The sequence below is a fragment of the Streptomyces sp. DSM 118878 genome (genome assembly GCF_052936595.1).
In genome coordinates, this window is record NZ_CP193622.1 from 5,764,014 (window position 1) to 5,777,336 (window position 13,323).

The 13,323-nt window shown below is 69.4% G+C and carries 12 protein-coding genes; 5 read left to right on the forward strand and 7 right to left on the reverse strand.

The features are described 5' to 3' along the window. Positions 1–123 precede the first annotated feature (123 nt). From mctP to ACRAKF_RS25775, 5 genes are all read right to left on the reverse strand, one after another. Positions 124–1,767: a monocarboxylate uptake permease MctP gene (gene mctP / locus ACRAKF_RS25755; protein ID WP_447039906.1), complete on the reverse strand. Its 1,644-nt coding sequence runs from the start codon at positions 1,765–1,767 to the stop codon at positions 124–126. Further along, complete coding sequence (locus ACRAKF_RS25760; protein ID WP_447039907.1) at positions 1,764–2,033, reverse strand: DUF3311 domain-containing protein; 270 nt, start codon at positions 2,031–2,033, stop codon at positions 1,764–1,766. Before ACRAKF_RS25760 ends, mctP begins: the two co-directional genes overlap by 4 nt. A 122-nt stretch (positions 2,034–2,155) precedes the next feature. Next, positions 2,156–2,356, reverse strand: coding sequence for a CstA-like transporter-associated (seleno)protein (locus ACRAKF_RS25765; protein WP_447039909.1), 201 nt, complete (start codon positions 2,354–2,356; stop codon positions 2,156–2,158). Then, on the reverse strand, positions 2,353–4,488 hold the full coding sequence (locus tag ACRAKF_RS25770) for a carbon starvation CstA family protein (RefSeq protein ID WP_447039910.1): 2,136 nt from the start codon (positions 4,486–4,488) through the stop codon (positions 2,353–2,355). Before ACRAKF_RS25770 ends, ACRAKF_RS25765 begins: the two co-directional genes overlap by 4 nt. 103 nt (positions 4,489–4,591) lie before the next feature. Next, the gene (locus ACRAKF_RS25775) at positions 4,592–5,389 is read right to left on the reverse strand and encodes a GntR family transcriptional regulator (RefSeq protein WP_447042169.1); all 798 of its coding nucleotides are present in this window, start codon (positions 5,387–5,389) and stop codon (positions 4,592–4,594) included. Between the two features lie 397 nt (positions 5,390–5,786). Between ACRAKF_RS25775 and ACRAKF_RS25780 the strand changes: the two genes are divergently transcribed. From ACRAKF_RS25780 to ACRAKF_RS25795, 4 genes are all read left to right on the forward strand, one after another. Further along, on the forward strand, positions 5,787–7,064 hold the full coding sequence (locus ACRAKF_RS25780; protein ID WP_447039912.1) for an extracellular solute-binding protein: 1,278 nt from the start codon (positions 5,787–5,789) through the stop codon (positions 7,062–7,064). 94 nt (positions 7,065–7,158) lie between these two features. Next, a complete protein-coding gene (locus ACRAKF_RS25785) occupies positions 7,159–8,148 on the forward strand; it encodes a carbohydrate ABC transporter permease (RefSeq protein WP_447039913.1) in 990 nt (329 codons plus the stop codon). Further along, on the forward strand, positions 8,145–8,975 hold the full coding sequence (locus ACRAKF_RS25790; RefSeq protein WP_447039914.1) for a carbohydrate ABC transporter permease: 831 nt from the start codon (positions 8,145–8,147) through the stop codon (positions 8,973–8,975). The genes ACRAKF_RS25785 and ACRAKF_RS25790 overlap by 4 nt, the downstream gene beginning before the upstream one ends. 6 nt (positions 8,976–8,981) lie before the next feature. Continuing rightward, on the forward strand, positions 8,982–10,490 hold the full coding sequence (locus tag ACRAKF_RS25795) for a glycoside hydrolase family 3 protein (protein WP_447039915.1): 1,509 nt from the start codon (positions 8,982–8,984) through the stop codon (positions 10,488–10,490). A gap of 129 nt (positions 10,491–10,619) precedes the next feature. On the opposite strand, the gene nagB is transcribed toward ACRAKF_RS25795, so the two are convergent. After that, on the reverse strand, positions 10,620–11,405 hold the full coding sequence (gene nagB / locus ACRAKF_RS25800; protein ID WP_447039916.1) for a glucosamine-6-phosphate deaminase: 786 nt from the start codon (positions 11,403–11,405) through the stop codon (positions 10,620–10,622). A 292-nt stretch (positions 11,406–11,697) separates the two neighbouring features. Continuing rightward, complete coding sequence (locus ACRAKF_RS25805; protein ID WP_447039917.1) at positions 11,698–12,456, reverse strand: SDR family oxidoreductase; 759 nt, start codon at positions 12,454–12,456, stop codon at positions 11,698–11,700. Between the two features lie 175 nt (positions 12,457–12,631). On the opposite strand from ACRAKF_RS25805, the gene ACRAKF_RS25810 reads away from it, so the two are divergent. Further along, positions 12,632–13,249, forward strand: coding sequence for a TetR/AcrR family transcriptional regulator (locus ACRAKF_RS25810; RefSeq protein WP_447039918.1), 618 nt, complete (start codon positions 12,632–12,634; stop codon positions 13,247–13,249). Positions 13,250–13,323 lie beyond the last annotated feature (74 nt).

Genomic DNA, 13,323 nt, shown 5'->3' on the forward strand with positions numbered 1-13,323 from the left:
TGGCTCGCCGAAGCGGGCCCACATCTTGTGTCGGTACGCGGAGATGACGCAGGGCCGCCGGTTGCCCGGCGGCCCTGCGTCATCTCCGGAGAGGGCCCCCGGGGGCCCGTGCGAGGGGTGCGGTCAGTGGGCGGCGCCCGCGGTGGCCGGGGGCAGTTCCGTGGCGACGCCGGGGTCTCCCGCGTCCGCGGTGTAGTCCTCGGGCGAGGTCTCGTCGATGCCGTCGGGGGCCTTCATGGCCCTCAGGACGAAGGTGAGGACCACCGTCACGACGACGTTCAGGACGAACGCGGTGAGGCCGATGTAGCCGATCTCGCCGATGCCGGGGATCTCGTCGGAGGAGCCGCCGAAGTGCTTCTGCGAGGGAGAGGCGACGCCGTACGCGGCCAGGGTGCCGTAGAGCATGCCGACCGCCCATCCGGCCAGCAGCGCCCAGCGGTGGAACCAGCGCGTGAACAGGCCGCCGACCAGCGCGGGCATGGTCTGGAGGATCCAGATGCCGCCGAGGAGCTGGAAGTTGATCGCGACGGTCTTGTCCATGGTGAGGACGAAGGCCAGCGCGCCGACCTTCACCAGGAGCGAGACCAGCTTGGAGACCTTGGTCTCCTGCGCGGGCGTCGCGTCCGGCCTGATGAAGTCCTTGTAGATGTTGCGGGTGAAAAGGTTCGCGGCGGCGATCGACATGATGGCGGCGGGGACGAGCGCGCCGATGCCGATCGCGGCGAAGGCGACGCCCGTGAACCAGTCGGGGAACATGTTCTCGAAGAGCTGCGGGATCGCGAGCTGCCCGTTCTCCACCTTGACCCCGGCCGCGATCGCCATGAAGCCGAGCAGCGCGAGCAGGCCGAGCATCAGCGAGTACAGCGGCAGGATCGTGGTGTTGCGGCGGATCACGTCGCGGCTCTTGGAGGAGAGCGTCGCCGTGATCGAGTGCGGGTACATGAAGAGCGCGAGCGCGGAGCCGAGGGCCAGTGTCGCGTACGTCCACTGCCCGGTCTGCGCCGGCGCCAGGCCCGCGACGGGTTTGCCCGCGGCGTCGTTGGCGGCGGAGAACTTGGCGTCGGCCGCCCGGAAGATCTCGTCGAACCCGCCCAGCTTGATCGGGATGTAGATGATCGCCACGGCGATGACGAGGTAGATCAGGCCGTCCTTCACGAACGCGATCAGGGCGGGGGCGCGCAGACCCGAGGAGTACGTGTACGCCGCGAGCACCGCGAAGGCGATGAGGAGCGGCAGGTCCTTGATGAACCAGTTGGTGTCGGGGCCGCCGCCGACGCCCATGACGTCCAGCACGGCCTGGATGCCCACGAGTTGGAGCGCGATGTACGGCATCGTGGCGAGGATGCCGGTGACCGCGACCGCCAGGGAGAGCCCCTTGGAGCCGAAGCGTCCGCGCACGAAGTCCGAGGTCGTCACATAGCCGTGCTTGTGCGAGACCGACCAGAGCCGCGGCAGGAAGGTGAAGATCAGCGGGTAGACGAGGATCGTGTACGGCACCGCGAAGAAGCCGGCCGCGCCCGCCGCGTAGATCGCCGCGGGCACGGCGACGAAGGTGTACGCGGTGTAGAGGTCGCCGCCGAGCAGGAACCAGGTGACCCAGGTGCCGAACGAGCGGCCGCCGAGGCCCCATTCGTCCAGGCTCTCGGTCTCGGCCCTGCGCCAGCGCGCGGCGAGGAAGCCCATCACCGTGACGGCGATGAAGAAGAAGATGAAGACGGCGAGCGCGATGCCGTTGACACCGCCGGCGCCTGCTGCGAGGACGTTCATCGGCCCGCACCCCCCTGGACCTGCTCGGTCTTGCGGGCGCGCTGGTCACGCTGCCACAGTTTGTAGGCGATCATCGTGAGCGCCGTGGAGATGACCACCCACAGCATCTGGTACCAGTAGAAGAACGGGATGCCGATGAAGGTCGGGTCGATCTTGGCGTACGAGCTGACCCAGAGCATCGCCACGAACGGCGCGACAAGGCAGACCGCGATGACCACGCGGACCGGCGTGACCACCGGTCTGTTCACTTCAGGCGCATCTGACATATCGCGGCTCCCGTTCACTCACTTATCCCATGCTTAACGTGCGGGAAATCTAAGCGAGAGTCTCGCGCTATGGAACCCCTGTCCGAATAACGGACGGGACTCGCCCTTGCGGCGTGCGGGGCTCAGCAGCAGCGGAAGCCCTGCCGGGGGTCCGACTCCTGTGTCTGTGTCCGCATCCGCTCGAAGGCCCGGCGGTCGGGCACGGCCGCGGCCGGATGCTCCTTGCGTACGTGCGCCACGTACCGCTCGTACGCCGTCTCGTCGGTGAGTTCGCGGACGTACCAGCGCATCCAGCGCAGTCCGCGCAGCAGCAGTGCGGTCATGGGTGGGCCGCCGGCTCCTGCCGCGAGGCCTCCTGTTTCTCCTCGCGGGTGGGGAAGAGTCCGGCGGGGGCCGTCAGCTTCGACTCCACGTACGGGGCCTCGCTCAGCCGCGAGGCCCACGGGTCGCGGATGTGCCGGACGCAGACCCGCGCCGCGTCCACGATCACGACGACGATGAGCAGGGCGAGGACCGCCGAGATCACCCCGTCCACCGTGGAGTTGGTGACCACCGTGTGCATGTCGTCCATGGACTTGGCGGGCGGCAGGACCTTGCCCGCCTCGATGGCGTCCTGGTAGTCGGAGCGCTGCTGGAAGAAGCCCACGCGGGGGTCGTCGGAGAACACCTTCTGCCAGCTCGCGGTGAGCGTCACGGTGGCGTCCCAGGCGAGCGGCACCGCGGTGATCCAGGCCCACTTCAGGCGCCCCGACTTCACGAGCAGCGTCGTGCAGACGGCCAGGGCGACGGCGGCGAGGAGCTGGTTGGCGATGCCGAAGATCGGGAAGAGCTGGTTGATCCCGCCGAGCGGCTCGTGCACGCCGACCCAGAGGAAGTAGCCCCACAGACCGGTGACGGCTGCGCTGGTCAGGATCAGGCCGGGCTTCCAGCTCACGTTCCTGAACGGCTTGTACACGTTGCCGAGCATGTCCTGGAGCATGAAGCGCCCCACGCGCGTGCCCGCGTCGAGCGCGGTCAGGATGAACAGCGCCTCGAACATGATCGCGAAGTGGTACCAGAAGGCCCGCATCGAGCCGCCGGTGACCTTCGAGAAGATCTCGGAGACGCCGACGGCGAGCGTGGGCGCGCCGCCGGTGCGCGAGAGCAGCGACGACTCCTCCACCTGCTCGGCGGCGCGCGCGAGCTCGGCGGGGGAGATGGAGTACCCGAAGCCCGCGACGGCCTTCGACGCCTCCTGGACGGTGTCGCCGACGACGCCCGCGGGCGCGTTCATCGCGAAGAAGAGCCCGGGGTCGATGATGGACGCGGCGACGAGCGCCATGATCGCGACGGCCGACTCCATCAGCATGGAGCCGTAGCCGACCATCCTGACCTGCGTCTCCTTCTGGATCATCTTCGGTGTCGTGCCCGAGGAGATCAGCGCGTGGAAGCCGGAGAGCGCCCCGCACGCGATGGTGATGAAGACGAAGGGGAACAGCGAGCCCGCGAAGACGGGACCGTCGCCGCGGGAGGCGAAGTCGGTCACCGGGTCCATCTTCAGCGTCGGCAGGGTGACCACCACGCCGAGGGCGAGCAGCAGGATGGTGCCGATCTTCATGAAGGTCGAGAGGTAGTCGCGCGGCGCGAGGAGCATCCACACCGGGAGGATCGAGGCGATGAACCCGTACGCGACCAGCCAGATGACCAGCGTCGACGGCGCGAGGGTGAAGGTGTCGGCGAGCGAGGACTCCGCGACCCAGCGCCCCGCGACCAGCGCGAGCAGCAGCAGCGCGATGCCGATGAGGGAGACCTCGCTGACCCGGCCGGGACGCAGCACCCGCAGGTAGAAGCCCATCAGCAGGGCGATGGGGACGGTCATCGCGATGGAGAAGGTGCCCCACGGCGACTCGGCGAGCGCGTTGACGATCACCAGGGCCAGCACGCCGAGCAGGATGATCATGATGGCGAAGGCGGCGAGCAGGGCCGCGGCCCCGCCGAAGGGGCCGATCTCCTCGCGCGCCATCTGGCCCAGCGACTTGCCGTCACGCCGGGTGGAGAAGAACAGCACGACCATGTCCTGCACGGCCCCGGCGAAGATCACGCCGACGATGATCCAGATGGTGCCCGGCAGATACCCCATCTGCGCGGCCAGCACCGGGCCGACCAGCGGGCCCGCGCCCGCGATCGCCGCGAAGTGGTGGCCGAGCAGGACGCGGCGGTCGGTCGGGTGGAAGTCGATGCCGTTGTCGAGCCGCTCGGCGGGCGTCGCCCTGGTCCTGTCGACCTTCAGGACCTTGTGCGCGACGAACTTCGAGTAGAAGCGGTAGGCGATGGCGTACGAGCCGAGGGCCGCGGCCACCATCCAGGCGGCCGACACCTCCTCGTCGCGCGCCAGCGCGAGGACACTCCAGCCCGCGGCGCCGACCAGCGCGACGAGGCTCCAGACGACGATGGTTCGGGGATTCGCTCTGCGCACCGGGCCGTCCTCCCGTTCATCATGCGATGACGTCAGGAACGTAGGGCAGTGGAGTGCCGCGCGCCAGACCGCGTACGGGACTCGTGGGGAGGGCGGGGCGTTCTCAGTCCATCGGCCGCTTCAGGCGGGCCACGAACTTGTAGCGGTCGCCGCGGTAGACCGAGCGCACCCACTCCACGGGCCGGCCCTCGCCGTCCAGGGAGTGCCGGGAGAGCAGCAGCATGGGCAGGCCGACGTCGGTGCCGAGCAGGCCGGCCTCGCGCGGGGTGGCCAGCGAGGTCTCGATGGTCTCCTCGGCCTCGGCGAGGTGCACGTCGTAGACCTCGGCGAGGGCGGTGTAGAGCGAGGTGTACTTGACCAGGGAGCGGCGCAGCGCGGGGAAGCGCTTGGCCGAGAGGTGCGTGGTCTCTATGGCCATCGCCTCGCCGTTGGCCAGGCGCAGCCGCTCGATGCGCAGGACCCGGCTGCCCGCGCCGATGTCGAGCAGCCCGGCGAGGGTGTCGTCGGCGGTGATGTAGCCGATGTCCAGGAGCTGCGAGGTCGGCTCCAGGCCCTGGGCGCGCATGTCCTCGGTGTACGAGGTCAGTTGCAGTGCCTGCGACACCTTCGGCTTGGCGACGAAGGTGCCCTTGCCCTGGATGCGCTCCAGGCGGCCCTCGACGACCAGCTCCTGAAGGGCCTGGCGGACCGTCGTGCGCGAGGTGTCGAACTCGGCGGCGAGCGTGCGCTCCGGGGGGACGGGGGTGCCGGGCGGCAGCGTCTCCGTCATGTCGAGGAGGTGCCGCTTCAGACGGTAGTACTTGGGTACGCGCGCGGTGCGGCCGATGCTCGGGGCGCCCGTGCCGTCGGTCGACGCGGGCGCGCCCGCGTCGATCCTGGTACTGCCCGCCTCGGTGCCCATGGTCCGCCCACCCGTCTCCCGGCCGCCGCTCTTCAGCGACTGGTTCGGCTCCTGTGCTGCTGCCGTCACCGGCTCCTCCGTCTGTCGCGGCTCACATCGTGGCACGGTACGGCCCTGGGTCCCCCTGCTCGAACGAAAGTCGCCCGAACGAAAGTCGCCCGCCGGGAATCCGGGGTGCGAAGTCGAGGTGCGAAGGGGGAGTCCCGCTCCTCAGGTGTCGGTCCGATAACGGACGTGACAGCCCTTCTTATACACCCTTGACACCCCTAAAGGTCTAGGCCAAGCTCCCCGTACTGGTCTACACCATTAAAGACCAGGTTCCAGTCCCACGGGCAGATCTCGGTCCATTCGGTCGCTGCGGGTGGGGGGTTGACTGGCATCCCTTGAGGAGGGTGACGTGAAGCGCAAGCTCATAGCGGCCATTGGTGTCGCGGGCATGTTGGTCTCGGTCGCGGCATGCGGCGGCGACAGCGACAGCGACGACAACGCCGGAGGGGCCGACGGCTTCAAGGGCCAGACGCTGACGCTGTGGGCGATGGACGGCTCGACGCCCGACCAGTGGCAGAAGGACGTCACGGCCGCCTTCGAGAAGAAGACCGGCGCGAAGCTGAAGTTCGAGGTCCAGCAGTGGAACGGCATTCAGCAGAAGCTGACCACGGCCCTCTCCGAGGAGAACCCGCCGGACGTCTTCGAGATCGGCAACACCCAGACCGCGGCGTACGCCAAGACCGGCGGCCTCGCGGAGCTCGGTGACCTCAAGGAGTCCATCGGCGCCGACTGGACCGAGTCGATGAACAAGGCCTCGGTCATCGACGGCAAGCAGTACGCCGCCCCGTGGTTCGTCCTGAACCGCGTCGTGGTCTACAACAAGAAGATCTGGGCCGACGCCGGCATCAAGGAGCTTCCGAAGACCCGCGCCGAGTTCCTCAAGAACCTGAAGCAGATCGCCGAGAAGACCGATGCCGAGCCGATCTACATGCCCGGCCAGAACTGGTACCACTTCGTCGGCCTGACCATCGGTGAGGGCGCCGAGCTGGTCAAGAAGGACGGCGACAAGTACGTCTCCAACCTGGGTGACCCCAAGATCACCAAGGCGATGAAGACGTACAAGCAGTTCGCGGACCTCTCCAAGGCCCCCAAGAACAAGGACGAGGCCACCCCGCAGCAGGCCGAGGTCTTCGCCAAGGGCAAGACCGGCGCCTTCATCGGCATGAGCTGGGAAGCGCCCACCGCCGTCAAGGCCAACCCGAAGATCGAGAAGGACATCGGCTTCTTCACGATCCCCGGCGCCACCGCCGACAAGCCCGAGGGCGTCTTCCTCGGCGGCTCCAACCTCGCCATCGCCGCGACCAGCAAGAAGCAGGAGCTCGCCAAGGAGTTCCTGAAGATCGCGCTGTCCGACAAGTTCGAGGGTCAGTTCGCCAAGGAAGGCGGCACGATCCCGAACAAGAAGGCCCTGGAGTCCAACCTCAAGGGCAACCCGGCCGCCGAGGCAGCCGCTCCCGCCACCGCGGGCGGCGGTACCACCCCGCTGATCCCGGAGTGGGGCGCGGTCGAGAACCCGCCGAACCCGATCAAGAACTACATGACCGCGGTGCTCAACGGTAAGTCGCCTGCCGACGCCGCCAAGCAGGTCGAGGGCGAGCTCAACAAGCGCCTGTCGCAGAAGCAGTAAGGACGCCCCTCCTGCCGGGGGCGGCGGGTGACACGACCTCGCCGCCCCCGGCTCACCTCTGCGTACCGCGATGCCCACGAAAGAGATGGCGAGCATGACCGTGCAGAAGACCGAACGGCCGCCCTCCGGCCCGACGGAGGTGCAGACACCGGCAGGCGGGCCGAAGCCCAGTACCCCGCGCGGGGGACCAAAACGTCTCGCCGGGGTGGCGCCCTATCTGCTCCTCGCCCCCGCGATAGCCGTCACCCTGCTGCTGCTCGGCTGGCCGCTGGTCAACAACGGGGTGCTGTCGTTCCAGAACCTCAACATGCGGCAGTTCATTCTGCACTTGACGGAGTGGAACGGATTCGACAACTACAAGGAAGTCCTCACCGGCGAGGACTTCTGGCGGGTCACCGGCCGCTCGATCGCCTTCACCGCCGTCAACGTCGTGCTGATCATGGCCCTCGGAACGCTGGTGGGACTGCTCCTCGCCCGCCTCGGCCAGAAGATGCGCACGTTCCTCCTGCTCGGCCTCGTCCTCACCTGGGCGATGCCCGTCGTCGCGGCGAGCACGGTCTACCAGTGGCTGTTCGCGCAGCGCTTCGGCGTCGTCAACTGGGTGCTCGCCAAGATCGGCTTCGAGTCGATGGCCGACCACGACTGGCTGGCCACGCAGTACTCGACCTTCTTCGTCGTCCTGCTGCTGGTCGTCTGGATGTCCATCCCCTTCGTGGCGATCAACCTGTACGCCGCCACGACCACCATCCCCAAGGAGCTGTACGAGGCCGCCGCGCTGGACGGCGCCGGCGCCTGGAAGCAGTTCACCCAGGTCACACTGCCGTACCTGCGGCCCTTCCTCTACGCCACGACGTTCCTGGAGATCATCTGGGTCTTCAAGGCGTTCGTCCAGGTCTTCACGATCAACGAGGGCGGCCCCGACCGGCTGACCGAGATCCTTCCCGTCTACGCCTACATCGAGGGCATGGGCAACCAGCACTTCGGCATGGGTGCCGCCATCGCGCTGCTCACCATCATCATCCTGCTGGCCATCACCTCGTTCTACCTGCGGATCGTGCTCAAGCAAGAGGAGGACGAGCTGTGAACCGCTCGCTGCTGGGCCGGCTGTGGCCCAACCTGGTCGCCGTCGTCATCTTCGTCCTCTGCGTCTTCCCCGTGTACTGGATGTTCGCGACGGCCTTCAAGCCGACCGGCGACATCATCGCCGAGGACCCGGTCTGGTTCCCGACCGACGCCACGCTTGAGCACTTCAAGACGGCGATGGACGCCGACCACTTCTGGACCATGGTCGGCAACTCCCTGACCGTGACGCTCCTCGCGGTCCTCTTCTCCCTCATCATCGGCGTGACCGCGGCGTTCGCCCTCGCCCGCATGCGGTTCAAGGGCCGGCGCGGCTTCATCATCGGCTTCATGCTGGCGCAGATGGCGCCCTGGGAAGTCATGGTCATCGCGATCTACATCATCGTGCGCGACGCGGACATGCTGAACAGCCTGATCCCGCTGACCCTCTTCTACATGGTGATGATCCTGCCCTTCACCCTCCTCACGCTGCGCGGCTTCGTCGCCGCGGTGCCCAAGGAGCTGGAGGAGTCCGCCATGGTCGACGGCTGCACCCGTATGCAGGCCTTCCGCCGGGTGATCCTGCCGCTGCTCGCACCCGGCCTGATGTCGACCTCGCTCTTCGGCTTCATCACCGCCTGGAACGAGTTCCCGCTGGTCCTCGTGCTCAACAAGGAGGCCGAGGCCAAGACCCTGCCGGTCTGGCTCTCCAGCTTCCAGACCGCCTTCGGCGACGACTGGGGCGCCACCATGGCCGCCGCCTCCCTCTTCGCCGTCCCGATCCTGATCCTCTTCGTCTTCCTGCAGCGCAGGGCCGTCAGCGGCCTCACCGACGGCGCAGTGAAGGGATAACGCCTGATGACGACACTCACGACGCCCGCTGGTGACACCCTCACCCGTAACGCCCTGGCCGTGCTCCAGCCCGGCTTCGACGGCACCACCGCCGCACCGGACTGGCTGCGCCGCCGGATCGGCGAAGGCCTCGCCTCCGTCAGCCTGTTCGGCCGCAACGTACGCACCGCCGAGCAGGTGGCCGCCCTCACCGCGCAGTTGCACGCCGAGCGCGACGACCTCCTGATCGCCATCGACGAGGAGAGCGGCGACGTCACCCGCCTGGAGGTGCGCACCGGCTCCTCCTACCCGGGCAACCACGCGCTCGGCGCCGTCGACGACACGACGCTGACCCGCGAGGTCGCCGCCGACCTCGGCCGCCGCCTCGCCGCCTGCGGCATCAACCTCAACTGGGCGCCCTCGGCCGACGTCAACGCCAACCCCGACAACCCCGTCATCGGCGTACGTTCCTTCGGCGCGGACCCCGCACTCGTGGCCCGGCACACCGCCGCCTACGTCGAGGGCATGCAGTCCTCCGGCGTCGCCACCTCCGCCAAGCACTTCCCGGGGCACGGCGACACGGCGATCGACTCGCACCACTCCGTGCCGGTCATCGACGTCGACAGGGACGTCCTGAACTCCCGCGACCTCGCGCCCTTCCGCGCGGCGATCGCCGCGGGCACGCGGGCCGTGATGAGCGCCCACGTCCTGGCCCCGGCCCTCGACCCGGACAACCCCGGAACGCTCTCCCGCCGCATCCTCACCGGCCTGCTCCGCGAGGAGTTCGGCTACGAGGGACTCATCGTCACCGACGGCATGGACATGCAGGCCATCGCCGGCACGTACGGCTTCGAACGCGGCTGCGTCCTCGCCATCGCCGCCGGCGCCGACGCGATCTGCACGGGTGGCGGGCCCTCGGACGAGGGGACCGTGCTGCGGCTGCGGGACGCCTTCGTCGCGGCGGTGCGCTCGGGCGAACTGCCCGAGGAACGCCTCGCCGACGCGGCCGACCGCGTACGGGCCCTGGCGGGCTGGGCCGCGACGTCAGGCGGTTCGGGCGCGCCCGATCGTTCGGGGAGCGCACCCGACAGCGGGATCGGCCTGGTCGCGGCCCGCCGCGCCCTGACGGTCACCCGCGGCGAGACCTACGCCGCTCCGCTCACCTCGGCGCCCTACGTCGCCACCTTCAGCCCCCTCCCGAACATCGCGGTCGGCGACGAGACCCCGTGGGGCGTCACGGCCGAACTGGAGCGCAGGTTCCCCGGCACCACGGCGGGCACGTTCTCCGGCGGCGCGGCGGGCACCGAGGCCCTCGCGGCGGCGGGGGAGCGGCGCATCGTCGCGGTCGTCCGCGACGCCCACCGCCACGGCTGGATGTCCGCGGCCCTGGACACCCTGCTCGCCGCCCGCCCCGACACCATCGTGGTCGAAATGGGCGTCCCCCAGTCCGCCCCGACCGGCGCCCTCCACATCGCCACCCGCGGCGCGGCCAGGGTCTGCGGCGAGGCGGCGGCAGAAGTCATCACCGCGGGCTGACCCACCCTCGAACGGCCCGAGCCGAAGGGCCCGCCGAGCCAAGGCCCGCCGGGCCAAGGCCCACCAAACGAAAGGGGCGCCCCCCAGCGGGGGGCGCCCCTTTCGGCACGACCTGAGCCAGGCCCCTCTTTACAGTCCCTGCCAGGCAGGCTTGTCGGCGAAGGTGTGCCGGAAGTACTCCGCGAGCTTCAGCTTCGACGCGGCGGCCTCGTCCACGACCACCGTGGCGTGCGGATGCAGTTGCAGGGCCGACGCGGGGACGATGGAGGCGACAGGCCCCTCGACCGTCGCGGCCACCGCGTCCGCCTTGCCCTCACCCGTGGCGAGCAGCACCACGTGCCGCGCCTCCAGGATCGTCCCGATCCCCTGGGTGATCACGTGGTGCGGGACCTGCTCGATGTCCCCGTCGAAGAAGCGCGCGTTGTCCACCCGCGTCTGCTCCGTCAGCGTCTTGATCCGCGTACGCGAAGCGAGCGACGAGCACGGCTCGTTGAACCCGATGTGCCCGTCCGTGCCGATCCCGAGGAGCTGGAGGTCGACGCCACCGGCCTCGGCCAGCGCCTTGTCGTACTGCACGCACGCCGACTGCACGTCCTTGGCGCTGCCGTTCGGGCCCATGAACGAGGCCTCGCTCAGCCCGAGCGGCTCGACGACCTCGCGCAGCACGACGGAGCGGTAGGACTCCGGGTGCCCGGCGGGCAGGCCCACGTACTCGTCGAGCTGGCAGATCCGCACCCGCGACGCGTCCACGTCACCGGCGGCGACCTTGGCGGCCAGCGCCTCGTAGATGGGCAAGGGGGTGGATCCGGTGGCGACACCGAGCAGGGCGTCAGGCTTACGGCGCACCAGGGCGGCCATGGCCTCCGCGATGAGCTCGCCGCCTGCCGTGGCGTCCGGGACGATGACAACTTCCACGCTGGGCCTGCCGATCTGGAGAGGGCTCTATGAAGGTGGTGGTATAGACCAATCTAGCAGAGCCGCGCCCCGAGAACAGTCCTTTCCCCCGCCCATGCTGACCCCTCCGCCCGCCCCGCGCCCGCCGAACTTCCCCGGGCCGGGGCGACGCCGTCCGCACCCGCCACCGGCCCGGGCGGTCGCCGTCCCCGCCCGTCGCCGGCCCCGGCGGTCGCCAGTCCCGCCGGTCGCTGGCCCCCGGTCGTCACCGGTCCCGCCCGTCGCCGGCCCCGCCCGTCGCCGGCCCCGGCCGTCACAGCCCCAGCGCGGAACCTCCCGTCGCGTCGATGTACTGGCCGGTGATCCATCGCGCGTCGTCCGAGGCGACGAAGGAGACGATGTCCGCCACGTCGGCGGGCTGACCTATGCGGCCGAAGGTCGAGTACCCCGCCATCTCCGCCCGCTGCTCCTCGGGGGCGCCCCGCATCATCTCCGTCTCGACGATCCCCGGCGCCACCGCGTTGACGGTGATCCCGCGGGGGCCGAGCTCCTGGGCGAGCGTGTGCGTGAGTACGTTCACCGCGCCCTTCGTCATGGAGTACGCGATGGTGACCGGGAAGGCGATCCGGGTGACCCCGGAGGAGATGTTGATGATGCGGCCGCCGTCGCTCAGCCGGCCGAGGCCCTTCTGCACGATGAAGTACAGCGCCTTGGTGTTGACCGCGAACGCCCGGTCGTAGTCCTCCTCGCGCACTTCGTCCACCCTGCCGTACAGCCCGATGCCCGCGTTGTTCACCAGGATGTCCAGGCCGTCCGCGTGCCGGTCGAACTCCGCCCAGAGCGCTTCGGCGTCGCCGGAGACGCCCAGCTCGGCGCGGATCGCGAAGGCGGAGCCGCCCGCGGCCTCGATCGCGGTCACCGTCTCCTTCGCGGCCGTCTCATTGCTGCCGTAGTGCACGGCGACCCGCGCCCCGTCCCGCCCGAGCCGCTCGGCGATTCCTCGCCCGATGCCCCGGCTCGCCCCCGTGACCAGTGCCGTCTTTCCCGCAAGCCTGCCCTCGGACATACCCATGACAGACGCCCCCTCTTTCTCCGTGGATCCTCTGCGGATCCTTCGTGGATCTCTTCGTGGATCCTCTGCGGATCTCTCCGTGGATCTTTCCGACGGAATTAGCTAGTGCTCGCTACAGAAAGAACCGTAACCCACGTCGCCTCCATTTACTAGCGCCCGCTATACAATTCACTCCATGGCGACGAAACAGCGCGGCCGCCCCCGCTCCTTCGACCGCGAGACGGCGCTCGAACAGGCGATCAAGGCCTTCTGGGAGCACGGGTACGAGGGCACGTCGGTCTCGGACCTGACCCGCGTCATGGGTATCGGCGCCCCCAGCCTCTACGCCGCGTTCGGCGACAAGCGCACGCTCTTCGACGAGGTCGTCGTGCGGTACGGCGCCAGGTACGGCGTCTTCGGCGGGTCCGCCTTCGACGAGGAGCCCACCGTGCGCGGCGGTGTGGAGCGGATGCTGCGCGAGGCCGCGGCCGCCTTCACCGACCCCGCCCATCCGCGCGGCTGCCTGGTCATCACCGCCGCCACGAACTGCACGACCCCGGAGGTGGAGGAGGCCCTGCGCGAGCGGCGGAACGCCAACATCGCCGACATCGAGGCCCGCGTCGCCGCGGCCGTCGCGGCGGGCGAGCTGCCGCAGAGCGCCGACCCCTCGGCCCTCGCCCGCTACACGGGAGCGGTCTTCCAGGGCATGTCCCAGCAGGCCAGGGACGGCGCCAGCAGGGAGGACCTGGAAGCGGTGGCGGCTCTGGCGATGTCGGCGTGGCCGGGGAGTGGACTGCCGGGGAACAGGGGCTGATTCCCCGCGGGCGCGCCCCTCGGAGGAAGCGACGAGAAGCGGCGAGAACAAAGATCCGTCGACGCGTAGACATC